Raw genomic sequence first — 25,938 nt, forward strand, 5'->3', positions numbered from 1 at the left:
GTCGTCAGCCCCGCCATCACTGGCCGGCGCGGTCGATCAGGAACTGCGCGAGCAGCGGCACCGGACGCCCCGTCGCGCCCTTCGCGGCACCGCCCTTCCATGCGGTGCCCGCGATGTCGAGGTGAGCCCACGGATAGCTGTCGGTGAAGCGCGACAGGAAGCATGCGGCCGTCACGGCGCCGGCCGGACGCCCGCCGATGTTCGCGAGATCCGCGAAATTCGACTTCAGCTGATCCTGGTATTCGTCGTCGAGCGGCATGCGCCATGCCGGGTCGTTCGCCTCGCGCGATGCGTCGAGCAGTTCGCCCGCGAGCGCGTCGTTGGTCGAGAACAGCCCGCTGTTGTGGCCGCCCAGCGCGATCACGCACGCGCCCGTCAGCGTCGCGACGTCGATCACGGCGGCCGGCTTGAAGCGCTCGGCATACGTGAGTGCGTCGCACAGGATCAGGCGGCCTTCGGCGTCGGTGTTCAGGACCTCGATCGTCAGCCCCTTCATGCTGGTGACGATGTCGCCCGGCTTCGTCGCGTTGCCGCCCGGCATGTTCTCGCAGGTCGGCACGATCGCGACGACGTTGATCTTCAGGCCCATCTCGGCGACCGCGCGGATCGTGCCGAGCACCGAGCCCGCGCCGCACATGTCGTACTTCATCTCGTCCATGCCTTCGCCCGGCTTCAGCGAGATGCCGCCCGTATCGAACGTGATGCCCTTGCCGACCAGCACGACCGGCGCGGCCTTCGCGGCGCCGCCCTGGTAGTGCAGCACGATGAACTGCGGCGGCTCGACCGATGCGCGCGCGACCGACAGGAACGACCCCATCTTCAGCGCCTGGATCTGCTTGAGCCCGAGCACTTCGGCCTTCAGGCCCCAATCCTTCGCGATCTGCTTCGCGGTGTTGCCCAGGTAGGTCGGCGTGCAGACGTTGCCCGGCAGGTTGCCGAGGTCGCGGGTCAGATCCATCCCGTTCGCGAGCGCGACGGCCTGCTTGATCGCGACCTTCGCGGCCTTTTCGTCGGCCGGATCGACGCTGAACACGACGCGCTTGAGCGTGTGCGACGCCGGTTCCGGCTTGCTCTTCATCTGCGTGAAGCGGTACGTCTCGTTGCGCAGCGCGAGGATCGCGGCGCGCACGCCCCAGTCGGAGCTGCGCTCGTCGACCGGCAGTTGCGCGAGCGAGAACGTGACCTGGACGACCTTGGTCGCCAGCAGCGCGCGCCACGCGGCCGTCACCGCATCGTTGTAGGCTTTCTGATTGAAAGCATCCTGCTTGCCGAGCCCGACGAGCAGCACGCGCGACGCGCCGATGCCCGATACTTCGTGCAGGAACAGCGTCTTGCCGCGCTTGCCGTCCATGTCGCCGGCCTTCACCACGCGCGAGATCAGCCCCTTGGTGGCCGTGTCGATGTCGAGCGCCGCGCCCGACAGCGTCTGCGCCTCGAAGATGCCGAGCACGATGCAGTCGGACTTCCCGGTCAGGAACCCCTTGGCTTCGCCTTTGCTCCAATCACAGCCTTTTATGCTAAAGTCCATCGCGCTTGTCCTCGGATAAAATCTGGGCTAAGGATGAAAGCCGCAATTATCCGCTATTTTTCCCGTGGCGGCGCGAGCGCCCCACCACGCGTGCGCAGCCTCCCGCCCTCTTCTCATCAAGAATGATCTTCGAACGCTCCCTCCAGCGCGAGCTTGCGTATACGGCTGGCGCCGTGTTCATGGTGCTGCTCACGATCATGCTCACGACGATGATGATTCGCATCGTCGGCTACGCCGCGTCCGGCGAAATCGATCCGCGGGACGTGCTCGTGCTGATCGGCCTGACCGTGATCGGCTATCTCGCCGTGATGCTGGTCGTCACGCTGTTCGTGTCGATCCTGTTCGTGCTGACCCGGTGGTACCGGGACTCCGAAATGGTCGTGTGGCTCGCGTCTGGCGTGAGCCTCACCCGCCTCATCAAGCCAATCGGCGTGTTCGCCGCGCCGATCATCCTGCTGATCACGTTCTTCGCGTTCGTCGGCTGGCCGTGGTCGAACCAGCAGAGCAAGCTGATCAAGGCGCGCTTCCAGCAGCGCGACGAAATCTCGCTGCTGGCGCCCGGCCAGTTCCGCGAATCGGCCGCGAACCATCGGGTGTTCTTCATCGAGAAGATGTCGCCCGACCAGAGCAAGGTGCAGAACGTCTTCGTCACGTCGACGGAAAACGGCAAGCTCAACGTGGTCGTGTCGCAAACCGGCCATACGGAAACCTCGAAGGACGGCGATCGCTTCGTCGTCCTCGAGGACGGCCGCCGCTACGACGGTACGCCCGGCCAGCCGAACTTCAAGATCATGGAGTTCGAGCGCTACGGCGTGAAGATCACGAGCAAGCCGGTCGTCAACGTGCAGACCACCAACAGCACGCCCACGCCCGACCTGCTGCGCAACCCGACGCGCGACAACCTCGCGGAATTCGCGTGGCGCGCGGGGCTGCCGCTGATCGCGATCAACCTGATGGTGCTCGGCATCCCACTCTCGTACCAGAACCCGCGCCGCAGCCGCACGATCAACCTCGTGATGGCCGTGCTGATCTACCTCACGTACTCGAACCTGCTGAACGTCGTGCAGGCGCAGATCGAGCAGGGCAAGATGTCGTTCGGCGTCGGTCTGGTCGGCCTGCACGTGCTCGTCGCGGCGATCGTCGCATTCATTTTCTGGTTGCGCGTGCGCAATCGTCCGCTGTTGACACGCGCGCTGTTCGGCCGCTCGGGAGCATGATCGATGCGGCTCTATGAAAAGTACTTCGCGCGGCAAATTTACGTCACGTTCGTCTTCATCCTGTTCGCGTTCTCCGGTCTGTTCTTCTTCTTCGACCTGATCAGCGAACTGAATTCGGTCGGGCACGGCAACTACAAGTTCGGCTACGCGGTGCTGCGCGTCGCGCTGCAGACGCCGTCGCGCTTCTACGAGATCATCCCGGTCGCCGCGCTGATCAGCGCGATCTACGTGTTCGCGCAGATGGCCGCGAACTCGGAATTCACGATCTTCCGCGTGTCGGGCCTCGCGACCAACCAGGCGCTGCGCTCGCTGCTGAAGATCGGCGTGCCGCTCGTGATCGTCACCTACCTGATCGGCGAATTCGTCGGCCCGTACGCCGACCAGTTGTCCGAACGCGTGCGGCTGCAGGCGCTCGGCGCATCGGTGTCGTCGAACTTCCAGTCGGGCGTGTGGGTGAAGGACACGCTCGCGGCCCGCGAGAACGGCGAGCAGGTCACGCGCTTCGTCAACGTCGGCAGCCTGTCGCCCGACTCGACGATCAGCAACGTGCGCATCTACGAATTCGACTCGAAATTCCAGCTGCAGAACGTGCGGATCGCGCAGACCGGCCGCTACGAGCCGCCCGGCCACTGGCTGCTGACGGGCGTCACCGAAACCGAGCTGACACCGATCAAGCCGATCAGCGGCCAGCCGGCCGATGCGCTGAACCCCGTGTACCGGTCGCAGCAGGTGTCGCTGCCCGAATACCGGCTGCGGTCCGACCTGACGCCGCAGATTCTGTCGGTGCTGCTCGTGTCGCCGGAGCGCATGTCGATCATCAACCTGTTCCGCTACATCCAGCACTTGCGCGAGAACCAGCAGGACACGCAGCGCTACGACATCGCGCTGTGGCGCAAGCTGCTGTATCCGTTCGCGGTGTTCGTGATGCTCGTGCTGTCGCTGCCGTTCGCGTATCTGCACACGCGGGCCGGCGTGGTCGGCGTGAAGGTGTTCGGCGGCATCATGCTCGGCATGAGCTTCCAGCTGCTCAACACGCTGTTCTCGCACATCGGCACGCTGAACACGTGGCCCGCGCCGCTCACCGCCGCGACGCCGGGCCTCATCTATCTCGCGCTCGGCCTGTTCGCGCTCAAATGGGTCGACCGGCACTGAGCGCCGCGTCGCGACGGAGGCTTCGACATGCATTCGCACGGTATCGTCCTGTTCGGCCACGGCGCCCGCGACCCGCGCTGGGCCGAGCCGTTCGAGCGGCTCGCCGCGCGGCTGCGCGGCGCCTCCCCGGCCGCGCAGGTGTCGCTCGCGTTCCTCGAACTGATGACGCCGTCGCTCGGTGAGGCCGTGGCCGCGCAAGTCGCGGCCGGCTGCGCGCGCATCACCGTGGTGCCCGTATTCTTCGGCCAGGGCGGCCATGTCCGCCGCGACCTGCCGCAGCTCGTCGACGCATGCCGCGCCGCGCATCCGGGCGTCGAGATCCGTTGCGCGACGGCGGTCGGCGAAGACGACGGCGTGCTCGACGCGGTCGCGCGCTATTGCATCGAGCAGGTCGGCGACGACACGTAGCAGCCGGCGCATTCGTCGTACCCAACGAAAAAGCGCCGGCATCCGCCAGCGCTTTTTTCGTTTGGGACTGCGTTCGAGCCGCGCTCAGGCGGCATTGCGGATTGGATCACCCGCCTGCGCGAGCCGTGCGCGTTCGGCGAACGCATCGCCGATCATCAGCAGGCTCGGCTCCGCCGGATCGAGCCACGCCTGCGCGTCGCCGGCCGCCATCTGCGCGAGCGTGAGCGTCAGCGTGCGTTCGCGCGCGGTGCTGCAGGCCTCGACGATCGCCACCGGCGTCGCCGGCGCACGGCCGGCGTCGATCAGCTCCTGCGCGATGCCGGGCGCGCTGTCGCGGCCCATGTAGTAGACGATCGAATCGGCGCGTGCGGCTTCGCGGATCTCGTCGCTGCCCGGTGCGCGGCTGTGCGTCGCGAACGCGACGCTGCGCGACACGCCGCGCAACGTCAGCGAACGCTTCAGCGTCGCCGCGCCGGCCAGCGCTGCGGTGATGCCCGGCACGACCTCGTAGTCGATGCCGGCCGCTTCGAGCGCCCGCATTTCCTCTTCGGCTCGGCCGAACAGCATCGGATCACCACCCTTCAGCCGCACGACGCATGCATGCTCGCGCGCCGCATCGACGATCTGCTTGTTGATGAAATGCTGCGCGGTCGAACGCTGCCCGCAGCGCTTGCCGACCGCGATCTTGCGCGCGCTCGGCGCATAGTCGAGCATCGCGGGCTCGACGAGCGCGTCGTGCAGCACGACGTCGGCCTGCTCGAGCAGCCGCACGCCGCGTACCGTGATGAGATCCGCGGCGCCCGGCCCTGCTCCGATCAGATATACCTTGCCCATGTTTGTCGCTTCGCTAGGGTCCTGCCGCGGCGGCCGGTTCGCCGCCGCGCAGATTGACGATTACGCCGAGAACGCGCGGATCATGCCCGCGGCGACCGTGTGATGCGTCGCCTCGTCGATCAGCACGAACGCGCCCGTACCGGGGTGCGCATCGTAGGTGTCGCAGACGATCGGCTTCTGCAGCGTCAGCGCCACGCGGCCGATGTCGTTCATCTTCAGTTCCTGACGGTCGGTCGCGTGCGACAGCGTATGCACGTCGAGCACCTGCTTGACCGCGCCGATCTTCGCGAAGACCGTGCTGGTGGTCTGCTTCAGCAGGTACTTGCGCTGCTGCGACAGCGGCGCGTCGTCGAACCAGCACAGGTCGGCTTCCAGCTTCTTGGCCGGCTCGACCGGCTCGGCCGTCGTGACGAACATGTCGCCGCGCGACACGTCGACGTCCTCTTCGAGACGGATCGTCACCGTCTGGCCCGCGAACGCATGCGCGACCGACGCGGTGCCGCCCGGCACCGGTGCGACGATCTCGGCAACGGTCGCGGTGCGGTTCGACGGCAGCACGACGATCGCGTCGCCGACCTTCACTTCGCCCGACTCGATCCGGCCCATGTAGCCGCGGAAATCGTCGGCCGAGCTGCCGTCCTGGCGCGCGACCCACTGCACCGGGAAGCGCAGCGCGTCATGCGCCTGCGTCTCGACCGGCAGCGACTCGAGCACGTCGAGCAGCGGCTCGCCCGCGTACCACGGCATGCGCTCGCTCGCGCCGACGATGTTGTCGCCCTTCAGCGCCGACACCGGCACGAAGCGCACGTCGGTCAGGCCGAGCTGCTTCGCGAGCGCGACGTACGCGTCGCGGATCTCGTTGAAGCGCGCCTCGCTGTAGTCGACGAGGTCCATCTTGTTGATCGCGACGATCACGTGCTGCAGCCCGAGCAGCTTGACGATCGCGCTGTGGCGCTTGGTCTGCGGCAGCAGTTGCACGACGCCGTTCTCGACCGTGATGCGCGTCGCGTCGATCAGCACGATCGCCGCGTGCGCGGTCGACGCGCCCGTCACCATGTTGCGCGTGTACTGCTCGTGGCCCGGCGTGTCGGCGATGATGAACTTGCGCTTCGCGGTCGCGAAGTAGCGGTACGCGACGTCGATCGTGATGCCCTGCTCGCGCTCGGCTTCGAGGCCGTCCGTCAGCAGCGCGAGATCGAGCTCGTCGCCGACCGTGCGCTTGTTCTTCGCGCGCGACAGCGCGGACAGCTGGTCGGACAGCACGGCCTTGCTGTCGTACAGCAGGCGGCCGATCAGCGTGCTCTTGCCGTCGTCGACGCTGCCCGCGGTGATGAAGCGCAACACGCCGAGGTCTTCGTTGTTCTCGATGATGCTCATGATGTGAATGTCCTCGTGTGCTTCAGAAATAACCTTGCTTCTTGCGCTGTTCCATCGCGGCTTCGGATGCCTGGTCGTCCATCCGGGTCGCGCCGCGCTCAGTGATCTCGGTCACCGCCGTCTCGGCGATGATCTTCTCGACGTCGTCCGCGTCGCTCTCGACCGGGCACGTGCAGCTGATGTCGCCGACCGTGCGGAAGCGCACTTGCGCGAGCTCGCTCGTCTCGCCGTCACGCATCGGCGTGAGCGGCGTGACCGGCACGAGCAGCCCGTTGCGGCGCACGATCTCGCGCTGGTGCGCGTAGTAGATCGACGGCAGTTCGAGATTCTCGCGTGCGATGTACTGCCACACGTCGAGCTCGGTCCAGTTCGAGATCGGGAACACGCGCAGATGCTCGCCCTTGTGCAGGCGGGCGTTGTACAGGCTCCACAGTTCCGGGCGCTGCGCCTTCGGGTCCCACTGGCCGAATTCATCGCGGAACGAGAAGATGCGTTCCTTCGCACGTGCCTTCTCTTCGTCGCGACGCGCGCCGCCGATCAGCGCCGTGTAACCGTGCTGCTCGATCGTTTCCAGCAGCGTGACGGCCTGCGCGGCATTGCGCGAATCGGTTTCGCGGCGCAGCACGACCGTGCCGCGCTTGATCGAATCCTCGACGTGGCCGACCACCAGCTCGGCGCCGAGCTCTTGCGCACGGCGATCGCGGAAGTCGATCACTTCCTCGTAGTTGTGGCCCGTGTCGATGTGCACGAGCGGGAACGGCAGCGACGTCTTGCGGCTCGCGCCGAGGCCGAAGGCCTTCAGCGCCAGATGCAGCACGACGACCGAATCCTTGCCGCCCGAGAACAGCAGCGCCGGCTTGCTGCATTCGGCAACGAGTTCGCGCAGGATGTGGATCGACTCGGCTTCGAGCCAGTCGAGGTGGCCCATGCGGCTGCTGTCGCCGGTGGGCGGGGCAAAGGCGGATTGCTCGAGCGTCGTGCTCATGATTTCAGTCCTTCTCTTCTGGGTTCGTGCCGCGCGCTGTCGCAGGCGGCGCAATATTCAGTTTCTTGTCGGTCTTCAGTGCGCGGCGCCGGCTTCGGCGTTCGCGGGAATCGGCGTGATCGTCGTGATGTGCAGCCCGCATTCCTTCGTGTCGCGCGACTCCCACCACCAGCGGCCCGCGCGGCTGTCTTCGCCCGGACGGATCGCGCGCGTGCACGGCTCGCAGCCGATGCTCGGGTAGCCGCGCGCATGCAGCGGGTTGACCGGCACGTCGAACGCCTTAAGGTACGTCCACACGTCGGCTTCCGTCCAGTCGGCGAGCGGGTTGTACTTCGCGATCCCGCGCGCTTCGTCCTGTTCTTCCTCGTGCAGCTCCGCGCGCGTGACCGACTGCTCGCGGCGCTGGCCCGTGACCCACGCGCCGACGTCGGCCAGCGCGCGGTTCAGCGGCTCGACCTTGCGGATGTGGCAGCACGACTTGCGCAGCTCGACGCTCTCGTAGAACGCATTCAGACCGTGCTCGGCCACGTACTGGTCGACCGCGTCCTGCCGCGGATGGAACTGCTCGATCTCGTAGCCGTAGCGCTCGCGCACGCGGTCGATCATGCCGAGCGTTTCCGCGTGCAGGCGGCCCGTGTTCAGCGAGAAGATGCCGATCGACACGCCCTTCGACAGGATCGCGTGCGTGAGCAGCATGTCTTCCGCGGCGAGGCTGCTCGCGAATTTCACCTTGTCGTGACGCTCGCCGATCTGCGCGAGCAGCGCGTCGAGGCGCTCGACCTTCGCGGCAAGCTCCGGCGTCAGCGCGGTGACGGTGCTCATGCGCTCACCTTCGTGTCGACCGCCGCCTCGCGGCGGCGGAACAGCGGCGCCGGCTCGTCGAACGCGCCCTGGTAACGCTGCGTGAATTCCGTGAACGCATTCAGCGCGTCGTGGATGTCCTTGTCGGCACGCACCGCGAATGCGTCGAAGCCGCAACGCGACATGTACAGCAGCTGGTCGCGCAGCACGTCGCCGATCGCGCGCAACTCGCCGGTCCAGCCATGGCGCTCGCGCAACAGGCGCGCGATGCTGTAGCCGCGGCCGTCCGCGAAGCGCGGGAAATCCACGGCGATCAGCGAAATCGCGCCGAAGTCGGCCACGAGATCGGCCGGTTCGCTGTCCGGCGCGAGCCACACGCCGAGCTCGTCCTTCGTCTTCGCGGCGACGAGCGCCGCGCGCTCGGCCTGCCACCACGCGAACGGCACGAGCACCTTGCCGGCCGGCAATGCGTCGACCGCGGGCAGCGCACCGTCTTCCGCCGCGCGCACGACCTGCCATGCGTCGTCGATCACTGCGCGGTTCTTGATAATCGAAGCCATCTGCAAATTCCCTCTACCCGGTTGGTTACGCGTTCACTGCCTGGCGCGCCGCATACACGCGCTCCTTGAACGGTGCGATGCCGATGCGGTCGTACGTGTCGACGAAGCGCTCGCCGTCGATGCGTGCCTCGACGAACGTATCGATCAGCTTCGCGATCACGTCGGGCACTTCTTCCGCCGAGAACGACGGCCCGATCACGCGGCCGAGGCGCGCGCCGTTGCGGCCCGTGCCCTGCTCGCCGCCGAGCGACACCTGGTACCACTCGGCGCCGTCCTTGTCGACGCCGAGGATGCCGATGTTGCCGACGTGGTGGTGACCGCACGAGTTCATGCAACCGGAAATGTTCAGCGATAGTTCGCCGAGGTCGTACACGTAGTCGAGATCGTCGAAACGCTGCTGGATCGCCAGCGCGATCGGGATCGACTTCGCGTTCGCGAGCGAGCAGAAGTCGCCGCCCGGGCACGCGATGATGTCGGTCAACAGGCCCACGTTCGGCGTCGCGAAACCGGCCGCCTTCGCCTTTTCCCACAGCGCGAACAGGTCGCGCTTCTTCACGTTCGCGAGGATCAGGTTCTGCTCGTGCGACACGCGCAGCTCGCCCAGCGAGTACGCGTCGGCCCAGTCGGCCACCAAGTCCATCTGCGCGTCGGTCGCGTCGCCCGGGGCCACGCGGTGATCCTTCAGCGACAGCGTGACGGCCGCATAGCCCGGCACCTTGTGCGGCGCGACGTTACGCTCGACCCAGCGCGCAAACGCCTTGTTCTCGAGCAGATGCTGTTCGAACGATGCGTCGGTGTCGGGCAGCTTTTCGTAGACGGGCGGCTTGAAGTATTGCGACACGCGATCGATTTCGGCCTGCGTGAGCGTCGACGGGCCGTCCTTCAGGTGCCGCCACTCTTCCTCGACCTGCTGCGCGAACTTCGCCGGCGACAGCGCCTTCACGAGGATCTTGATCCGCGCCTTGTACAGGTTGTCGCGGCGGCCGTAGCGGTTGTACACGCGCAGCACGGCTTCGCAGTACGTGAGCAGGTGCTGCCACGGCAGGTCTTCCTTGATCACCGCGCCGATGATCGGCGTGCGGCCGAGGCCGCCGCCCGCGAGGATGCTCGCGACCACCTCGCCCTGCGCGTTCTTCTTCAGGTACACGCCGAGGTCGTGGATCTGCACGGCCGCGCGGTCGTGCTTCGAGCCCGACACCGCGATCTTGAACTTGCGCGGCAGCCACGCGAATTCGGGATGGAACGTCGACCACTGGCGCAGGACCTCGGCCCACGGGCGCGGATCGATCTCTTCGTCCTGGGCGACGCCGGCGAACTGGTCGGCCGTGATGTTGCGGATGCAGTTGCCCGACGTCTGGATCCCGTGCATCTGCACCGACGCGAGCTTCGCGAGGATCTCGGGCGTGTCTTCGAGCTCGATCCAGTTGAACTGGATGTTCGAGCGCGTCGAGAAGTGACCGTAGCCGCGGTCGTGTTCGCGGGCGATGCGGGCCAGCATCCGGAGCTGGTCGCTGCGCAGGTTGCCGTACGGAATCGCGATGCGGTGCATGTACGCATGGCGCTGCATGTACAGGCCGTTCTGCAGACGCAGCGGACGGAATTCGTCTTCGCTCAACTCGCCCGACAGCCGGCGGCGCACCTGGTCGCGGTACTGCGCGACTCGCTCGTCGACGATCGTCTGGTCGTATTGGTCGTACTGATACATTCGGGGACCCCAGGGTTTTCGTGGTGACCGCGCGACGTCCTAGCCACGTCGCGCCCGAATCTCCGTTCCATCGTCATCGCCGCCAACCGAGGCCGGCTGGATTGCTAATGACGAAAACAGATATCCATATTTGAAAAACTCCGGTGAATCGTAATAAACTCGCCTTATATTTCAAACGACTAAAAAATTCTGTTGATATGCGGAAGGGTTATAAATGAACCTGCACCAATTTCGCTTCGTGCGCGAGGCCGTCCGGCAGAATTTCAACCTCACCGAGGCCGCCAAGGCGCTCTACACGTCGCAACCAGGGGTGTCGAAGGCGATCATCGAGCTCGAGGACGAGCTGGGCGTGGAGATCTTCACGCGGCACGGCAAGCGCGTGCGCTCCCTCACCGAGCCGGGCCGGATCATCCTCGCGTCGGTCGAGCGGATTCTCCAGGAAGTGGAAAGCCTGAAAAGGGTCGGAAAAGATTATGCGGCGCAGGACCAGGGCAACCTGACCATCGCGGCGACCCACACGCAGGCCCGCTACTCGCTGCCGGCCGCGATCGCCGAGTTCAAGAAGCGCTTCCCGAAGGTGCACCTGTCGATCCTGCAAGGCAGCCCGACGCAAGTAGCCGAGATGGTGATCCACGACCAGGCCGATCTCGCGATCGCGACCGAGGCGATCTCCGACTACAAGGAGCTCGTGTCGCTGCCGTGCTTCCAGTGGCATCACGCGGCCGTCGTGCCGGCCGACCATCCGCTGCTCGAACGCAAGCCGGTCACGCTGGACGATCTCGCCCAATACCCGCTGATCACGTACGACGACGCGTTCGCGGGCCGCAAGAAGATCAATCATGCGTTCGCGCTGCGCGGGCTGTCGCCGGACATCGTGCTCGAGGCGATCGACGCCGACGTGATCAAGACCTATGTCGAACTCGGCCTCGGCGTCGGCATCATGGCCGACATCGCGTTCAATCCCGAGCGCGATCGCGGCCTGCGGCTGATCCCGGTCGGCCACCTGTTCGGCAGCAACGTGACGCGCGTCGCGCTCAAGCAGGGCGCCTACCTGCGCAGCTATGTGTATACGCTCGTCGAACTGCTGTCGCCGACGCTGAACCGCAAGCTGATCGAACAGGCGCTCAAGGGCGAAGCCGAATCGTATGAGCTTTGACGGACAGGTATGAACACAGGGGCGCCTGTCGCGCCCCGTTTTGTTGCCCGACGGAGATTCCCGCATGACGCTTCCCGCCCTGCCACGGCTGCCCGCCTCGTTGCGCCGCGCCGCCGGCGCCGCCCTCGTACTGGCCTGCGCGGCCGCGCATGCCGACCTGAAGGTCGGCGTCGACCTGTCGTCGACCGGCCCGGCCGCCGCGATCGGCATCACGAGCAAGAACGCGATCCTGATGTGGCCGAAGACGATCGCCGGGCAGCCCGTGCAGGTCACGGTGCTCGACGACGCGTCCGATCCGGGCGCCGCGGTGCGCAACATCCGCAAGCTGGTCGACGAGGATCACGTCGACGTCGTGGTCGGCCCGAACATCACGCCGGCCGCGCTCGCGGCGCTCGACGCGGTGGCCGCCGCGCAGACGCCGATGATCACGCTGGTCGGCTCGGGCTCGATCGTCGAGCCGCAGGAAGGCGCGCGAACCTGGGCGTTCAAGATGGCGCAGAGCGACCGCGCGATGGCCGACGTGATGACGCGCTACATGGCCAACCACGACGTGAAAACGGTCGGCTTCATCGGCTTCGCGGACAGCTATGGCGACAGCTGGCTCAACGAATTCACGCGCTTCGCGGACCTGCGCAAGATCCGCGTGATCGCGACCGAGCGCTTCAACCGCACCGACGCGAGCGTCACGGGTCAGGCGCTGAAGCTGATCGCGGCGAAACCCGACGCGATCCTGATCGCCGGCGCGGGCACGCCGACCGTGCTGCCGCAGCGCACGCTGATCGAGCGCGGCTACAAGGGCGCGATCTACCAGACGCACGGGATCGCGACGCCGGAATTCATCAAGCTCGGCGGCAAGGATGTGGACGGGACGCTGTTCCCGACCCAGCCGGTCGTCGTCGCGCGCACGTTGCCGGCCGACCATCCGGCCCGCCAGGCCGCGCTCGCGTTCGTCGATGCGTACGAGACGAAGTACGGCGCCGGCACGGTCACGCAGTTCGCGGGCGATGCGGCGGGCGTGTATCCGCGCCTCGCCGATGCGGTCGGCCGTGCGCTGAAGGCCGCGCAGCCCGGCACGCCGGCCTTCCGCACGGCGCTGCGGCGCGAACTCGAACGCGCGCACGAGCTCGTCGTGCCGAACGGCGTCGTCAATACGAGCGACAAGGATCACGTGGGGCTCGACCAGCGCGCGAGCGTGATGGGGATCGTGAAACAGGGCCGGTTCGTCTATCTGAGCCAGTGACTTGCATGCCGGGCACCGGGCTGCTTGCCCGGTGCCCCGTTTTCCGCCATAATCCGCGTTTCGCCGCGCACCACCGTATGCGCGGCCAGGATCAAGCCCAGGTGGTGAAATTGGTAGACGCAGGGGACTCAAAATCCCCCGCCGCAAGGCGTGCCGGTTCGATTCCGGCCCTGGGCACCATGACATAGTTCCGAGAAATTCCCGGAAGTCCCAAAACCCGCGACAGCACAAGGCTTCGCGGGTTTTTTCATTCCGGCAAAGTGCCGTGTAGTGCGTAGACAGCCGGGGGCAAGAGGGGGCAACATTGGGGGCAACCGATCCGAAGTTGCCTTACCCGTCAGGAGTTGCCCCCGTGCCATTAACCGATACAGCCATCCGGAACGCCAAGCCAGCCGACAAGCCCGTGCGCCTGTTCGACGGAGGCGGCCTCTATCTGGAAGTCGCCCCGAGCGGGGGCAAGTGGTGGCGCCTCAAATACCGATTTGGGGGCAAGGAAAAGCGCTACTCGCTCGGCGTCTACCCGGAAGTTACATTGGCGACCGCACGGAAGAAGCGCGACGAAGCCCGTGAAAAGCTCGCTGCCGGCATCGATCCGGGTGAAGCGAAGAAGGCGGAAAAAAGGGCCAGCCTGCTCGCGGCCGCCCATTCGTTTGAGGTTGTCGCCCGTGGCTGGATGGCCGAGCGTAAGACGACCGTGGAGCCAGCGCAGCATGCCAAGACGCTCGCCCGCATGGAGAACGATGTATTCCCATGGCTCGGCAAGCGCCCTATCGCTGAAATCGACGCCCCGGAGATACTGGCCGTGCTGAAGCGCGTAGACGGGCGTGGAGCCAGATTTACCGCCCATCGCATCCGCAGCGAAATTAGCCGGGTATTCCGCTACGGCATCAAAGAGGGGCACTGCAAGGCCGATCCGGCCCGCGATCTGGTAGATGCAATCCCGCCCGCGCAGACAACACACTTTGCCTCGATCACTGAGCCGGAGAAAGTGGGCGAGATGCTTCGCGCGTTCGACGGCTTCACCGGCACGTTCCCGGTTCTCTGCGCGCTCAAGCTAGCCCCGATGCTGTTCGTTAGGCCGGGCGAGTTGCGGAAGGCAGAATGGGCGCAATTCGACCTCGACAAAGGCGAATGGCGCTATTTCGTCAACAAAACGAAAACGGATCACCTTGTTCCGCTGGCCGCGCAGGCTGTCACGATTTTGCGCGAGCTTCACGCCCTGACTGGCGAAGGCGTCTACGTGTTCCCCGGTGCTCGCGACCGAAATCGGCCGATGAGCGAGGCCGCTATCAATGCAGCCCTTCGTCGGCTCGGCTACGACACTCGCACCGAGATTACGGGTCACGGCTTCCGGGCAATGGCACGGACGATCCTGCATGAAGAGTTGGAGGAAAAGCCGGAAGTGATCGAGCACCAACTAGCGCATACCGTCCCTGACAGCCTTGGGCGGGCGTACAACCGAACAAAATTCATCAAGGCACGACGTTCGATGATGCAACAGTGGGCGGACTACCTCGACAAGCTCAAAGCCGGTGCGGAAATCATTCCGATCGCGGCGGCAAGATAGATCCGTACCGCCACGCGTATGACCCCCTTGCTGCGCACCTCCCACCGATTTTTCAGAGTTGGCATCGCTCTGCCGGCTCCATGCATTTCGGTATGAATATGACCCCCCTTAGGCGCGCCGAGAGTAGGAAAAACACGCGGGTGTGAGCCCCCGCGTCTTTGCCCTAGACGCAGGGTCCCCCGCTTTCCGGCCGCCGCGACACTTGCGGTCGGCGTAACAATGCCGGATCTGGGCGCATCGCGGACACCCCCCTCGAAAACACGTCGTCAATGCCCTTGGAATCCCGGAGAGCCGCGCCCGGCTTGGCTTCAAGGTTGATGCAGTCGGTCAATGCCCGTCCGCTCAGTGCAAAACGAGTTGGAGATTTGGAGATAAACGCCTGAATCGGCCGCAAAGCCTTGTGGGGTAAGGCTTCGTGTGTCTCCAAACGATTTGGAGAACGCTGGAGATACTGGAGATAAACCGGGCTGAATTGTTACGGCTGCGGCAAGATTCGCGGCAGCCGCCCGCCCAGTTCCATCTGGTGCGCATCGATCAAAGTAACTTTGACGCGCGGGCCAAAAATGCCGCGCAAAGGAATGCCCGCCACCGCCCTCCCGGACGGCGGCGGTGCATTTCACAGCTCAAGCGTGAAGATGGAAGGCAGCACGCGATAGACCATGAACTTGCCGTGGCCGGGGATGTACTCCTGCCGGTACGGATAGCCGTCGCTACGCGGCATCAGCACGCCCCGCTTCATCAGTGCCTTGGCGACGATCTTGTGATCGAAGCCGGCGCACACGTCCTTGCGGAATACGGCTGCTTCGATCAGGTATTCCGTCTCGACGCTTTCCGCATCGTCGGCGCTCATCTTGCCGCCGAACTCGGCGTAATACTCGCGATCGGATGCGATGGGCGTGCGCCGCTCGTCGCGCTTCACGTGCTGCTTGAAGCCCGCTCGATGCGGCACGTTCGGCCGATGGTCGTCCTGCGCACGGTTCATCCACACGAAACGGTTGTCGCCGTGTGCGGCGAGGAAATGCTGTACCTGCCGCACGGCTTCGGCCTCGTCCGAGTTGCCCGTGCCGCCGCGCAGTTCGAGCCAGCCTTCGAAGCAGCGACGTGCGGCCTCGACCGCTTCGCCACGCGGCCAGCCGGTCAGGCCGTGCGCCGTCGCCAGCTCGCCGGCCACCGCAACGAGACAGAACCGCTTAGCGACGCGCGCGACCTGCGAATGCGAGCCGTCCGGCACCCATTGCCCGACCAGCTCGTCGACGCGCATGCGCAGATGCTCGGCCAGCTCGCCGGCCTGCGACGACGCCCACTCGATGAACGCGGGGCCGGCCGTGCCGTAGTGCATGCCGGCGTGCCGCTCTAGATGCTCGATCAGCGCGGCCGGCGTCGGGAATCCGTGCAGCCTCTCCACGACGCCCATTTCGCCGACCTCGGCCGGGATCGCGGGCAAGCGCACCTCGATACCGCCTTTCATAGGCTTGTTGCCCTCGGCCATCAGCGCGGACACGCTCTTTTCGCCGTTCGACAGGAACAGCAGCCGCCACGTGAGAACCGGCTTTGCCGAGCCGCTACGCGACGCACGGGCCTTGCCCGACTCGTTCGCAAGCATGTAGATCACATCGCCGACCAGGCGCGGCTCGACTTGCCCGATTTCGTCGAGGATCAGCAGCGCGTCGCTATGCTGCGTGGCGACCGCTTCGAGCGCGTTGTCGGTCGCCTTCCAGCTCCGCACGTAGTCCGGCGAGCCGAACACGGACGCGGCGATGACGCCGCCCGTCGACTTGCCTTTCGACGTCGTGCCGAGCAGGTGGAAGCCGCCCGACTGAAGCCCGGAGAAATGCAGCAACGGACCAGCGAAGGCGGTAGCGACGCAGAACAGCAGCCGGCTATTCCCGACGCAGTAGGCCGCGACCTCCCTTTGCCAGTCGTCCAGCGTGCCGCGCTCCTTGAATTGGCTTTGGATCGGCGTGTCGGCCTGATAGATCAGCGCCTCTTTGCCGGTGCCGATGACGCGATCCGGCAGCACGAACGCCCCGTGATGCCAGCCGACACGCGGCACGCAGCGCACGCGCTCGTCCGGCTGCGCCATCTGCACATAGTTCGCGATCTGCGTGCGGGCGATCTGCGTCACGCCGAGCTTCACGCCCATATCGAGCAGCATGCGGCGCAGCTCCGTACCATCGCCGGCAAACAGTCCGGCCGGCACCGCCCACCGTTTCAGGATGCCGTCGCGGTCCGTGAATTCGAGCAGGTAGCCCCATTCGCTGTTCATCTCGTTTCGCGTCTCCGCAATCACGTCGATCCGTGTGCTGACCCAATGCGGCGGGAGCGGATCGCCCTGATTGTTGAAGCCGTGAAACCACACGCCCTTGTCGTCGACGACGAACCGCGACTTGCCGTCCTGCGCACGGGCCGTTTTCGGGCGCTTGGCGGGCTTCGCGGCGGCTGGAGCGGCCTTGCCCTTGCCAGCATCCGCCGAGCCGGCCGGCGCGAGCGCAGCGCGCACGGCGGCGGCTACCGCATCCGGGCCAAGATGCGCGGCCAGGTCGTTGAAGTCGGTCCCGGCCGCTGGACGGTTCGGACCGAAGTCCGGCACCGCGACGATGCCGGCGACGGCTTCGGCCGCCGCGCGAGCCTTCGTCACGCCCGGATTGCCCTTCGTCGTGTGATCGTCGTCGGCGCACATGACGATGCGGGCGTCCGGATACTGCCCGCGTAGCGCCGTCGCGACCGCGTGCAGGTTGCCGGCGTCGAACGCGACGGCGGCCGGATAGCCCGTCGCGGCCGCGAGCGTCGCGCACGTGGCGTAACCCTCGCCAATCAGCAGCGTGGACGGCGCGGAAGATAGCGGCCCGCCAATCAGCGAGAAGCAGCCCGCCTTGCGGCCGTTCGGCAGATAGCGCTTCTGGCCGTCCGTGAGGACGAACTCCAGCGTCCACAGCTTGCCGTTCGCGTCGCGCGCCGGAATGACGAGTGCGCCGTCGCATGCGGCCGTGCCGATGCACAAGCCGCCGCGATAGACGCGCAGCGCGTCGACCGGGATGCGCTTGCGAACGAGGTACGGGTGATCGGCCGGCGCAGGCTCGGCCGCCGACCAGATCGATTCAGCGAGTGCCGACGCGGTTTGCTGTTTCTCGGCCAGTTCGGCCAGCTCGGCCGCTTCGCGGGCCGCGCGCTCGGCCTTCTGCCGCTCACGCTCCGCTGGGTCGATGGGCTTGGCTCGATGCGCACGCGGATCGAAGCCGCCTTGTTTGGCAAGGTGAAACAGCGTGTTGATGGTGATCTTGCCGCCCTTGAACGACTTCCACACATCGCGCGCGTCCTTGCCGTTGTAGTTCTGCGCGCCTTGGCTCCATTCGCTCCAGAGAGCGAAGCCCTCCTCGCCAAACTCGGCCTTGAGCGCCATCCCCACCTGACTCCACGTGTCGCGGTCGTCGGGCGGAACATAGCCGAGCGCGACTCTCGCCCGCTCGAATTCGGACATGGGTGCGTTACTCATAGGTTCCCACTGGACGCGCGTCGGCAGACTCCCGATTAGTAGTCCATATCGGGTAAGCAGCTACCCGACGCGCGAAGAATTGAATGATGTGACGATGCCTAGCGGCGCAGCGTCAGCCGGCCGCGCGAGGCACCGATAGAACCGCCCCGCCGGCCGTGACGTCGTTGCTGTAGACGTAGCGGCCGAGCCGCGACTCGCCAAGGGCGTCGTTGGCGGCCTCCAGCGCCGCGCCGATCGACGGCAGGGACGCACGGAACAGGCTCAGCACAAGCCAGTAGTCGTCATCGGACATAGCCTTGTCGGCCGCCCAATGCAGGCTGTCCAGCAGCTCCATGGCATCGCTGATCCGCGTGCCGATGCGGTTGTGATCGGGGCGGTTCACCTCGGCCACGAAGTGCGACGCGAGCGGCTGCACGGCATTCTTGTTCGTCTTTGCCATGGCCGCCCCTCAATGCGTCGTGCGCGGTTCGCGCGTAACGAGCCCGAGTGCCGCGAACAGATGCTGTTGCACGCGCCCCATCAGGCCGGCCGCGAACGCCTGACGGCTGATCGTCACGCGGTGCGCGTCGACGTCGCCCGCGTCCTGCATGGCGGATTCCATGCCGCGTGCGAACGCGGCGGCTTGATGCGCCGCGTAGTCGTGCAGCCGCACGTCGCCTTTCAGGTCGAGCCATGCGTCGGCGCAGATCGCGCCCAGGTCGACAGCGAATTGCAGCTCGATCGGTGCGCCGGTATCGAGTGGCGGTGCGTTGTCGAATCCGTTGATAACCGCGGTTCGGATGCGCTGGTCAGTCATGGCACGCCTCCGGCTGCGCGGTGCGGCGCATTTCGGCCGAATAGCGGCTCGCAACGCTTTGCCCCATGTCGACGAGCGCGCGCTCGTAGGTGCCCTCAGCAAGATGCGAACGGACAGCATCGAACAGCGCTTCGAGCTGGGCGAACTGATGGGCCGCACACATGGCAATCATCGTGACTTCGTTCGGCAGGCGGAATTTAGACATGGCGCACCTCCAGAATCGACGCGAGGAGTTGCCCGACGTCGATCGCGCAGTCCAGCTCCGCTTCGCCGCGAATCGGCGTGAGGTTCCAGTCAAAGACGGCCGCGTGCGCGAAATCGCCGGACCGGCGACCGCAGACGCTACGCCCCGAGACAGGGCCGCCCAAGATCCGCACGCGCCAATCGTGATCGGGCGTCGGGCGAGCCGATGCCACCTCGACCAGCATGCCGATACGCGAGCGAGCATCGCACTTCGTGACGATCGCCAGATCGCCAATCTTGCAGCGCAGCTCAGCCATGACGCACCTCCGCACGGACGAGCGCGGCGATCGCGGCCAGTGCCGCGCCGGTTGCGTCGAGCGCGTCTTGATACGTGCTGGCGGTTGCCGCGTCGCGCAGTGCTGCGCGGACGATGGATTGAATGAGGTGGGATTGCTGCCCGGTACGGGCGTGCGTGGACTGGCGCATTGAATGCGACCTCCTTGGACGGGTTGAACCCGCTCCCCACTGCAAATTGGGGTGGGCGGGCAGACGGCAGGGTTTGCAGACCGGCGTCCAAGGGAACCGGCAGGCCGAAGCCTCCCCACCGTCGCCCACCCATTGATCGTAGAGGCGCGCGAAGGCACACGGACGTAAAAAAACCGCACTGCGGCGGTCGTCCGCCTTGGAACTGTCGGGCTGCAAATCCCGGTCGCTGTTGTCTCAGCGACGCGCACAGGATACCGCGCGATGCTGGACGACGCAAATCGCGACGCCCACGCCGTATATTGCCTAGTGCAAAGCGACTTTGGGCGAGCATCAGGCGGCCTCCCCCTTGAGCACGGCGGTCGCCAGCTTGAGCTGTTCGATATCCAGTCGCGAGCTGCCCTGCGCCAGTGATTGGCCGAGCGCGACACCCCGCAGCAGGGCACTAACTTGCAAGCGGCGCGTCCCGTCCGTGCACTGCGCATCGATGTCGTTGTAAAGCGCACGATAGGCTTTCCGCAGCTGTCGATACTGCCGACGACGATAGTTCGCCGAATCCTGTTCAGCAGCGGCGATCGCCTGGACGAACTTCTCGCAGGCGGTGCCAAGTTGCTTTGTCGTCAGATGCGGGGCTTCGAGCGCGAGCGTCGAGGCGAGCGTGACGGCGATCGCTACGAGCTTCCCGGCGTCATCGCCACGATTCCAGAAGCAACCCTCGATGTCATCGAGGATTCCTGCGAGCTTGCGGAGGCGGGCGTCGCGGCAACGCACGAACGCGGCGTCGCGCGCCGTGACGGCCGTGCCCATCGCGCGACCATACGGGCCGCCGCGATCGATCATAAGGGAGGGCGCGCTCATGCTTGCTCCCGCGTCGATTGGCGGGATTCGACCCAGTTCTGGACGTCTAGCGCGCGCCAGCCGACGCTCCTGGCCCCTAACTGGACCGGCGCTGGAAACTTGCCTTCACGAATCCAGCGATACAGCGTCGTTTTCTTGACGCCGACGCAATCCAGCACACCAATAAGTCGAAGAATCTTAAGAGCCATTTTCTGTTCAGAAATGGCCTGTTCCGCAAGAAGGAGGAAAGCGGCGGCAATAAACCACGCCGTACTATCAAAGTACGGGCGCAATGAAATTCGGGGGAGACGCGCAAAGTAACTTTGCAAAGTTACTTTGCACGGCGCGCCGCGCGCGGTATCATTCGTCCTAACAAGAGCTATGCGTTTCCTAGGCGCGGTGGCTCTTGTGGTTCCTCCAATTATGGAACAGGCAGCCAAGCCAAAAATCGCCGGCGGGATGTGTTGGTAGCACACCCCCGGCACCCTCTCGTCAGCGCGACGAAATATGCTCAACGATTGAGCATTCCCCGCCTTTTCCTTGCATCGCCCACAGATTCCTAGAACCGTGTTCGATTAGGTGCTAACAAGTACCGCAATTATATCGAAAGGTCTGCCCCCACAAAAGATTTGTCTCGGATTATCTAAGACCGCAATACATGGTGTCACTGTTCGACCAGTTACGACCGCCCGTGAACGAAAATACACGGTCTCTCGAGCGGCCGCTTCGCTCGATCAATAGATTTGCATGCTCGCGCAAGGTTTGCGCCCGTATTGGGAGAAGCCGGACGAATATTTTGATCTACGTTCGCTGACGTTCGGGCCGCGTCACAATTGCGGCGGCCGCCATGTTCACGACTACCACCCATCAGGTTGTAGATGCCGGCGGCCTGGACGATGTAAAGCAGGTCGAACGCCGAGGAGTATTCGTAGATGCCCGTCGTTATGGATCGGCCTCGAGAGTTCCCGCTCCGTGGTCACAGCAGGAGTATCCGCCAAGCGCGCCGAGCTTACCGACAACACGGTCAATGTTTCATTGTTTGCCTAAAAATCCGGTCCCAACAAACCGACTTGGAGTATTCCTGTAATCGCGTGTGTCTGGGGCGTACATCAGGTATTTTTGAGCTCGAGTCAGCCCTACATAGAACAGTCGCTGAGCTTCAGCAAACTCCTCTTCGGTCCTGAGTTGATAGAAGGGAATGCTCCCTTCGTTCAGATCAACCATCGCAACTGCACTGAACTCTCGGCCTTTTGCGGCGTGAAACGTCAAGAGCTTTACCGCGCGCTTTGGTCGCGCGAGAATCCCCATTTCCTCAATAGAGAGAGACTCTGGATCAATATTGTTTTTGCGGACATCGCGTTCCATTTCCTCCACGGACTCGCGAAGCGTCTCAGCTTCGGGTGTGCGGATGTAATTTTCGGTCAAAAGGTGTGCTGATACGCGTGCAGCAAGTAAATACAAGAACTCCATTCCGCCAGCAGAACGATCTCTAGCATTGGCGGCATCAGACAAAATTTGGTAGATCAGCCTTCGACCGTCATATGTGAAGAGTCGGTGAGGTGCCCGATTTGTGACTTCTAATATCATGTCGTAGAGGGACCGTTCGACACCCACCAGTGCTTCAAAATCTGGCTCGCACAGGTGACCGCAGATTCTCTCTGCGACCGTTGCGAATAACCTCTGTCGCCTGTAGGGCCGAGCGCCCGGTCCGAGAACAGGTATGCCCCGGATTCGCAGCTCTTTCGCGATTGGCATCAACTTGAACCAGGAGTTGGCCAGAACCGCCGACTCACCAAGTGGGATACCCAATTCCGCAATTCGCGGTAAGAAACAATCGGTCACGGCCTGGGTTGGGTTACTGGCGATTACTAACTCCGTCTGGAGAGCAAGTCCTTTATGTCGGCCCTCCGCCGTCATCGCTGGGACCCGGGGGAAAATCGCATTGGCATCGTCAATGATTGCGGGAGCAGACCGGAAGTTTCCCGACAGTGCGAAGTCGCGAAGCGCGCCGATGCGCTCAGCAAAACTTTCCGCCAGAGCCGGTGCGGCACCCGCAAAACCAAAAATGGACTGGTAAAGGTCCCCCACCAAAAAGAACTTGGTGTTCCCTCGCCTGTGAACCTCTTCGAAGATGGCAACCTGGAGGTCCGTTGTGTCTTGAAACTCGTCCACCAGGATCCAGGCAAAGCGGGCCGAAAGGTGGTCGCAGATTTCCGGATAAGTTAGGCAGAGTGTCAGAGAGTGATACAACAGACTCGCGAAGTCGACCTGTCGACGCTCATACATTAACCGCCAAAAATGGCTAGCTTCTGCGGCGCTGATGGTCCCAGACACGATGGGAGGACCGACAGTAAGTTTTTCAGCGGTGATTCGGAGTTGGCCGAATTCATCGGTATCGCGCCCAGTAGCACGTTTACTAAACGCAGATCGCGTCTCCTGGACAAGACTTTCGAACTCTTCGCTATCTTGCCCGATGACCTTGAATCCGTGCTGAAAGTGAGGGAGTCGGTGTGAGTATGGTCGAAAAATGTTGTTAAGGCAGAACGCGTGGATAGTAGAAATGTCTAAAGCCCATTCGTCGCGGACGCCCAACGATCTTCTCACACGCGATTCAATCTCGTGAACTGCCGCATTTGTGTACGTGATGCAGGCAACGCTCCGTGGAGTGGGTTCCACCTCCTCGAGACAGCGCCCCAGCTTGGCGGTAATTACACTCGTCTTTCCGGAACCCGGACACGCGGTGAGGAACACCGAGCTATCGCACCCAACGGCGTCACGCTGTTCGTTCGTGAGTCTCATGGTTGAGACAACCATTCAACAGCGTCCCGGATATACGCGGGAATGGACGTTGCTGCCGCGATGTTTCGCGCTGCGACTTGCGCGAAGCGAGCCTTCCCATACCGCTTCGCTGTGCTAAGGACCTTGACCCTGCATCTTTCGGCAAGCTCTTTCGCCCCGTCACTTCCAGATTCGAGCGCTTTCCATTCCTCACGCCAACGGCGCAGTTGTGCCGCCACCGCGACTGCGCCGAGCGATGAAGCCGTCAGCGCGAACATCTCGATATTTCCAGACATCGTAACGGCACGCTCAAACGTGGTGGCATTCGCGAACACCTTTACGTACTTGCTTTCGAGTCTAGAGAGGTCCGGCGCGTTAAACGGGGCCTCCTCTTCACTGAGCCCCGACTCGGCGGCGTCTGAAGGCGTTAGGTCACCATCGGCGATGATTGCACATTTCTTCGGTAGCCCATGCTTTGAGAAGAGCTTTGCGTAGACGTCGAAGTGAACCCCGTAGATGGGAATTACGGTAATGCCTTCACGGTCTAGGTCGCGCCCCAGCACCTGCTTCACTAGGGCGGGAATCAAGAGCAGTTCAGCGGGCCCCTCGACCAAGATCACCTTTCTTGCGAAAAGCAGGCCCGATTTGGTTGCATCCAAATAGCGTTCTAAGTCGGCAACATCATCGTCGGAGAGGTTGTCGCAGGCAGACGGTACCGAAGAGTGTGAGCATCCAGTTCCAACATTCGTTAACGCGACGAATTTGTTTAACCCAGCCTGTGCCGTGATATGAGTGCTGTGTGTGGTCAGAATAGTCTGGAATGGCAGCCCTTCCAGCGCGGCGTAGAGGGAGAGTTGCAATTGAGGGTGCAGATGGGCTTCCGGTTCTTCGAACAGTATGAGTTGCCCTGCTGAATTTTCTTGCTGGAGTCGTCGCTTAAAGTACTCGATGAGGATGGCGATGTAGAGAACATTGTTCACGCCAAGGCCATTCGAGCTTGGATCTGCATCAGTGACTGCGTCATTGGAGAGCAGAAGCCGGAGCGCCCGCACCACTGACTGAAATGTAGGCTCTGCCAAGCCGACATCAATGGTCATTTCGAACGCAGGGCCGGCGACCTCATTGAACGACTTATCAACGGCGCGGGCGAGCTTCGTGATAGTGTCCGACGACGATATTGTACCGTTCGCCTTTTCCAGTGCGGTAACAAGCTTCTGCTTCTCTGCATCCGTGATAGCAGACGCCTCAATGAGTTTCACGAAGGGCGACGACCGAGGTTGCCGGAGATCGCTCTCCACATCACGGAGTGCTGGGAGAAATACAACCTGGAATGCCTGGAGGTCAGAGAACCGGATCCCGAACCCAACGTCTTCGTCCCAATCAATTTTTGCGAGGTCTATCTCGGCGTCACCTCCCCCTTGCAGTTCCCACTGATAGTCAGAAAGTACTAGCTTCCCGAGGGTGGGGTCCGCGGCCGCCAGTCGTTCGCGGATGCTCGGCCGAGGCCGAAAACGATAAATCAGACGAGCTCGGTTCTGTTCAACACTCCACGCTCCAGCGAGAGCTTCCTCGTTCACCTTCCCCGCATAGTCAGTTATTTCGAGGCCAATTAATACCTCGGCAGGCTTGCCAATATCAATGGCGGTTGATATATCGCGCATCGACAAACTACGATACGTCGATGAGAGATTTGCGTCTATGCAAAGCCGAATCGCATGGAGAAATGCAGACTTACCGGTGTTGTTCTCCCCGATGACGCAACTGATATTGTTGCCCAAGGATATATCGAGGTGCTGGAAGGCTCGAAAGTTGCGAATTACGACACGGCTGATTCTCACAACGTCTCTCTCTCGAAGGCAATGCTAGAGATGATAGATCGAACCCGTGAAATTGGGCCGAATTTTCGGGTAGGTAACTGATATGGTTTGTCGGCGTCAGAAGGACCGTTAGCCAATCGGAAGCCGTCGCTGGATTCCTGGAAGTCGAATGACCCAGGCGGGTCGCTTGTTGTCGTTCGAATAGTGGCACCTTCCTGTCTGTCTCAGCGACCGACCAGAAGGTAATCGGCCTCCAGTCAAGTGCGCCTGTCCAAAACCGATCCCTTGCGGACAGGGGCATTTTGCCCTGTCCGTAAATAAGGGTTGAAATGTTTTGGACACCGCCTTACATTCGGACGTCTATTTCGTACAGATTGAGTGCCCGATATGTCCCGAACCTTTGCCTATGCCCGCGTCAGTACGTCCGACCAGACCACCGCGAACCAGTTACGAGAGATCGAGGCGGCCGGCTTCTCGGTCGACAAGCGCCGCGTTGTGTCGGAAAGCATTTCGGGAAGCGTGAGTGCGGATCAGCGGCCGGGGTTTGCGCAGTTGCTCGTCAAGATGGAAGAAGGCGACTTGCTGATCGTGACGAAGCTCGACCGACTCGGCCGCAATGCGATGGACGTGCGGGCCACGGTCGAGGGATTGGCCGAACGCGGTATCCGGGTTCATTGTCTCGCCCTGGGCGGCGTAGATCTGACGAGCGCTGCCGGCCGGATGACGATGCAGGTGTTGAACGCGGTGGCCGAATTCGAGCGGGATCTGTTGATTGAGCGCACGCACGCTGGTATCGCTCGCGCGAAGGCGGAAGGCAAGGCGATGGGGCGGCCGTCCGCCCTGTCGGACGAGCAGCGGGCGGACGTGCTGCGCGAGTTGGACGCGGGGGCAAGCGTGGCCGCGCTTGCCCGGCGATTTGGCACGAGCCGCCAGACGATCATGCGGGTACGCGACGCAGTCTAAGCGACGCGCGCCGTTCAACTCACGCCCTGCTGGAGCCCGGCTCGCTGGGTGGTGGAGC

24 protein-coding genes and 1 tRNA gene are annotated in these 25,938 nt (G+C 63.8%); 8 read left to right on the plus strand and 17 right to left on the minus strand.

Annotation, left to right across the window (positions count from 1 at the left end):
- Nucleotides 1-16 precede the first annotated feature (16 nt).
- The gene (locus tag KR541_RS12780) at nucleotides 17-1,528 is read right to left on the minus strand and encodes a leucyl aminopeptidase (protein ID WP_050012071.1); all 1,512 of its coding nucleotides are present in this window, start codon (nucleotides 1,526-1,528) and stop codon (nucleotides 17-19) included.
- A gap of 122 nt (nucleotides 1,529-1,650) precedes the next feature.
- Between KR541_RS12780 and lptF the strand changes: the two genes are divergently transcribed.
- From lptF to KR541_RS12795, 3 genes are read left to right on the plus strand one after another with little or no spacing between them, the layout of a single operon-like run.
- A complete protein-coding gene (gene lptF, locus KR541_RS12785; protein WP_050012072.1) occupies nucleotides 1,651-2,745 on the plus strand; it encodes an LPS export ABC transporter permease LptF in 1,095 nt (364 codons plus the stop codon).
- A gap of 3 nt (nucleotides 2,746-2,748) precedes the next feature.
- On the plus strand, nucleotides 2,749-3,897 hold the full coding sequence (lptG, locus tag KR541_RS12790; RefSeq protein ID WP_050012073.1) for an LPS export ABC transporter permease LptG: 1,149 nt from the start codon (nucleotides 2,749-2,751) through the stop codon (nucleotides 3,895-3,897).
- Between the two features lie 27 nt (nucleotides 3,898-3,924).
- Nucleotides 3,925-4,305 (plus strand): sirohydrochlorin chelatase, encoded by a 381-nt coding sequence (locus tag KR541_RS12795; protein WP_050012074.1) that lies wholly within the window; start codon nucleotides 3,925-3,927, stop codon nucleotides 4,303-4,305.
- An 84-nt stretch (nucleotides 4,306-4,389) separates the two neighbouring features.
- Here the strand turns inward: KR541_RS12795 and cobA are convergent, their stop codons facing one another.
- The 6 genes from cobA to KR541_RS12825 all read right to left on the minus strand — a co-directional run bounded on the left by cobA (nucleotide 4,390) and on the right by KR541_RS12825 (nucleotide 10,567).
- Nucleotides 4,390-5,139, minus strand: a complete 750-nt coding sequence (gene cobA / locus KR541_RS12800; RefSeq protein ID WP_050012075.1) for a uroporphyrinogen-III C-methyltransferase — start codon at nucleotides 5,137-5,139, stop codon at nucleotides 4,390-4,392.
- 60 nt (nucleotides 5,140-5,199) lie between these two features.
- The gene (locus KR541_RS12805; RefSeq protein WP_050012076.1) at nucleotides 5,200-6,516 is read right to left on the minus strand and encodes a sulfate adenylyltransferase subunit 1; all 1,317 of its coding nucleotides are present in this window, start codon (nucleotides 6,514-6,516) and stop codon (nucleotides 5,200-5,202) included.
- Between the two features lie 22 nt (nucleotides 6,517-6,538).
- Nucleotides 6,539-7,501, minus strand: a complete 963-nt coding sequence (cysD, locus tag KR541_RS12810; protein ID WP_050012077.1) for a sulfate adenylyltransferase subunit CysD — start codon at nucleotides 7,499-7,501, stop codon at nucleotides 6,539-6,541.
- Nucleotides 7,502-7,576: 75 nt separating this feature from the next.
- Nucleotides 7,577-8,323: a phosphoadenylyl-sulfate reductase gene (locus tag KR541_RS12815; RefSeq protein ID WP_050012078.1), complete on the minus strand. Its 747-nt coding sequence runs from the start codon at nucleotides 8,321-8,323 to the stop codon at nucleotides 7,577-7,579.
- Nucleotides 8,320-8,862: a DUF934 domain-containing protein gene (locus KR541_RS12820; protein ID WP_050012079.1), complete on the minus strand. Its 543-nt coding sequence runs from the start codon at nucleotides 8,860-8,862 to the stop codon at nucleotides 8,320-8,322. The genes KR541_RS12815 and KR541_RS12820 overlap by 4 nt, the downstream gene beginning before the upstream one ends.
- A 25-nt stretch (nucleotides 8,863-8,887) precedes the next feature.
- Nucleotides 8,888-10,567: a nitrite/sulfite reductase gene (locus tag KR541_RS12825; protein WP_050012080.1), complete on the minus strand. Its 1,680-nt coding sequence runs from the start codon at nucleotides 10,565-10,567 to the stop codon at nucleotides 8,888-8,890.
- A 214-nt stretch (nucleotides 10,568-10,781) separates the two neighbouring features.
- Here KR541_RS12825 and KR541_RS12830 point away from each other — a divergent pair, with 214 nt between their 5' ends.
- The 4 genes from KR541_RS12830 to KR541_RS12845 all read left to right on the plus strand — a co-directional run bounded on the left by KR541_RS12830 (nucleotide 10,782) and on the right by KR541_RS12845 (nucleotide 14,530).
- Nucleotides 10,782-11,723 carry a CysB family HTH-type transcriptional regulator gene (locus KR541_RS12830; RefSeq protein ID WP_006478072.1) on the plus strand — a complete coding sequence of 314 codons (942 nt, stop codon included), beginning with the start codon at nucleotides 10,782-10,784 and terminating at the stop codon, nucleotides 11,721-11,723.
- 64 nt (nucleotides 11,724-11,787) lie between these two features.
- Nucleotides 11,788-12,963: an ABC transporter substrate-binding protein gene (locus KR541_RS12835; protein ID WP_216089573.1), complete on the plus strand. Its 1,176-nt coding sequence runs from the start codon at nucleotides 11,788-11,790 to the stop codon at nucleotides 12,961-12,963.
- 95 nt (nucleotides 12,964-13,058) lie between these two features.
- Nucleotides 13,059-13,143: transfer RNA gene (locus KR541_RS12840), tRNA-Leu, on the plus strand.
- 172 nt (nucleotides 13,144-13,315) lie between these two features.
- Nucleotides 13,316-14,530 carry a tyrosine-type recombinase/integrase gene (locus KR541_RS12845; RefSeq protein WP_050012082.1) on the plus strand — a complete coding sequence of 405 codons (1,215 nt, stop codon included), beginning with the start codon at nucleotides 13,316-13,318 and terminating at the stop codon, nucleotides 14,528-14,530.
- Nucleotides 14,531-15,146: 616 nt separating this feature from the next.
- Here KR541_RS12845 and KR541_RS12850 read toward each other — a convergent pair.
- From KR541_RS12850 to KR541_RS12895, 10 genes are all read right to left on the minus strand, one after another.
- Nucleotides 15,147-18,008, minus strand: a complete 2,862-nt coding sequence (locus KR541_RS12850; protein ID WP_050012083.1) for a DUF927 domain-containing protein — start codon at nucleotides 18,006-18,008, stop codon at nucleotides 15,147-15,149.
- A gap of 127 nt (nucleotides 18,009-18,135) precedes the next feature.
- Nucleotides 18,136-18,462 (minus strand): hypothetical protein, encoded by a 327-nt coding sequence (locus KR541_RS12855; RefSeq protein ID WP_011545897.1) that lies wholly within the window; start codon nucleotides 18,460-18,462, stop codon nucleotides 18,136-18,138.
- A 9-nt stretch (nucleotides 18,463-18,471) separates the two neighbouring features.
- Nucleotides 18,472-18,819 carry a hypothetical protein gene (locus KR541_RS12860; protein ID WP_011545898.1) on the minus strand — a complete coding sequence of 116 codons (348 nt, stop codon included), beginning with the start codon at nucleotides 18,817-18,819 and terminating at the stop codon, nucleotides 18,472-18,474.
- The gene (locus tag KR541_RS12865) at nucleotides 18,812-19,024 is read right to left on the minus strand and encodes a hypothetical protein (protein ID WP_050012084.1); all 213 of its coding nucleotides are present in this window, start codon (nucleotides 19,022-19,024) and stop codon (nucleotides 18,812-18,814) included. The genes KR541_RS12860 and KR541_RS12865 overlap by 8 nt, the downstream gene beginning before the upstream one ends.
- Nucleotides 19,017-19,319 carry a hypothetical protein gene (locus KR541_RS12870; RefSeq protein ID WP_050012085.1) on the minus strand — a complete coding sequence of 101 codons (303 nt, stop codon included), beginning with the start codon at nucleotides 19,317-19,319 and terminating at the stop codon, nucleotides 19,017-19,019. Before KR541_RS12870 ends, KR541_RS12865 begins: the two co-directional genes overlap by 8 nt.
- The gene (locus KR541_RS12875) at nucleotides 19,312-19,488 is read right to left on the minus strand and encodes a hypothetical protein (RefSeq protein ID WP_017432173.1); all 177 of its coding nucleotides are present in this window, start codon (nucleotides 19,486-19,488) and stop codon (nucleotides 19,312-19,314) included. The genes KR541_RS12870 and KR541_RS12875 overlap by 8 nt, the downstream gene beginning before the upstream one ends.
- A 330-nt stretch (nucleotides 19,489-19,818) precedes the next feature.
- A complete protein-coding gene (locus KR541_RS12880) occupies nucleotides 19,819-20,343 on the minus strand; it encodes a hypothetical protein (protein WP_050012086.1) in 525 nt (174 codons plus the stop codon).
- Nucleotides 20,340-20,615 carry a helix-turn-helix transcriptional regulator gene (locus KR541_RS12885; RefSeq protein ID WP_235356156.1) on the minus strand — a complete coding sequence of 92 codons (276 nt, stop codon included), beginning with the start codon at nucleotides 20,613-20,615 and terminating at the stop codon, nucleotides 20,340-20,342. Before KR541_RS12885 ends, KR541_RS12880 begins: the two co-directional genes overlap by 4 nt.
- A gap of 739 nt (nucleotides 20,616-21,354) precedes the next feature.
- Nucleotides 21,355-23,136: a UvrD-helicase domain-containing protein gene (locus KR541_RS12890; RefSeq protein WP_080334157.1), complete on the minus strand. Its 1,782-nt coding sequence runs from the start codon at nucleotides 23,134-23,136 to the stop codon at nucleotides 21,355-21,357.
- The gene (locus tag KR541_RS12895; protein WP_216089574.1) at nucleotides 23,118-24,938 is read right to left on the minus strand and encodes an ATP-dependent nuclease; all 1,821 of its coding nucleotides are present in this window, start codon (nucleotides 24,936-24,938) and stop codon (nucleotides 23,118-23,120) included. The genes KR541_RS12890 and KR541_RS12895 overlap by 19 nt, the downstream gene beginning before the upstream one ends.
- A 366-nt stretch (nucleotides 24,939-25,304) precedes the next feature.
- Between KR541_RS12895 and KR541_RS12900 the strand changes: the two genes are divergently transcribed.
- Entirely contained in the window at nucleotides 25,305-25,880 is a 576-nt protein-coding gene (locus KR541_RS12900) for a recombinase family protein (protein ID WP_050018295.1), read from the plus strand.
- Nucleotides 25,881-25,938: the final 58 nt, after the last annotated feature.

This window comes from Burkholderia sola, assembly GCF_905400185.1.
Taxonomy (GTDB): Bacteria; Pseudomonadota; Gammaproteobacteria; order Burkholderiales; family Burkholderiaceae; genus Burkholderia; species Burkholderia sola.

Coding starts and splice junctions, on each gene's coding strand:
- KR541_RS12780 (WP_050012071.1), bottom strand. CDS start 1,528: ATGGACTTTAGCATAAAAGGCTGTGATTGGAGCAAAGGCGAAGCCAAG.
- lptF (WP_050012072.1), top strand. CDS start 1,651: ATGATCTTCGAACGCTCCCTCCAGCGCGAGCTTGCGTATACGGCTGGC.
- lptG (WP_050012073.1), top strand. CDS start 2,749: ATGCGGCTCTATGAAAAGTACTTCGCGCGGCAAATTTACGTCACGTTC.
- KR541_RS12795 (WP_050012074.1), top strand. CDS start 3,925: ATGCATTCGCACGGTATCGTCCTGTTCGGCCACGGCGCCCGCGACCCG.
- cobA (WP_050012075.1), bottom strand. CDS start 5,139: ATGGGCAAGGTATATCTGATCGGAGCAGGGCCGGGCGCCGCGGATCTC.
- KR541_RS12805 (WP_050012076.1), bottom strand. CDS start 6,516: ATGAGCATCATCGAGAACAACGAAGACCTCGGCGTGTTGCGCTTCATC.
- cysD (WP_050012077.1), bottom strand. CDS start 7,501: ATGAGCACGACGCTCGAGCAATCCGCCTTTGCCCCGCCCACCGGCGAC.
- KR541_RS12815 (WP_050012078.1), bottom strand. CDS start 8,323: ATGAGCACCGTCACCGCGCTGACGCCGGAGCTTGCCGCGAAGGTCGAG.
- KR541_RS12820 (WP_050012079.1), bottom strand. CDS start 8,862: ATGGCTTCGATTATCAAGAACCGCGCAGTGATCGACGACGCATGGCAG.
- KR541_RS12825 (WP_050012080.1), bottom strand. CDS start 10,567: ATGTATCAGTACGACCAATACGACCAGACGATCGTCGACGAGCGAGTC.
- KR541_RS12830 (WP_006478072.1), top strand. CDS start 10,782: ATGAACCTGCACCAATTTCGCTTCGTGCGCGAGGCCGTCCGGCAGAAT.
- KR541_RS12835 (WP_216089573.1), top strand. CDS start 11,788: ATGACGCTTCCCGCCCTGCCACGGCTGCCCGCCTCGTTGCGCCGCGCC.
- KR541_RS12850 (WP_050012083.1), bottom strand. CDS start 18,008: ATGTCCGAATTCGAGCGGGCGAGAGTCGCGCTCGGCTATGTTCCGCCC.
- KR541_RS12855 (WP_011545897.1), bottom strand. CDS start 18,462: ATGGCAAAGACGAACAAGAATGCCGTGCAGCCGCTCGCGTCGCACTTC.
- KR541_RS12860 (WP_011545898.1), bottom strand. CDS start 18,819: ATGACTGACCAGCGCATCCGAACCGCGGTTATCAACGGATTCGACAAC.
- KR541_RS12865 (WP_050012084.1), bottom strand. CDS start 19,024: ATGTCTAAATTCCGCCTGCCGAACGAAGTCACGATGATTGCCATGTGT.
- KR541_RS12870 (WP_050012085.1), bottom strand. CDS start 19,319: ATGGCTGAGCTGCGCTGCAAGATTGGCGATCTGGCGATCGTCACGAAG.
- KR541_RS12875 (WP_017432173.1), bottom strand. CDS start 19,488: ATGCGCCAGTCCACGCACGCCCGTACCGGGCAGCAATCCCACCTCATT.
- KR541_RS12880 (WP_050012086.1), bottom strand. CDS start 20,343: ATGAGCGCGCCCTCCCTTATGATCGATCGCGGCGGCCCGTATGGTCGC.
- KR541_RS12890 (WP_080334157.1), bottom strand. CDS start 23,136: ATGGTTGTCTCAACCATGAGACTCACGAACGAACAGCGTGACGCCGTT.
- KR541_RS12900 (WP_050018295.1), top strand. CDS start 25,305: ATGTCCCGAACCTTTGCCTATGCCCGCGTCAGTACGTCCGACCAGACC.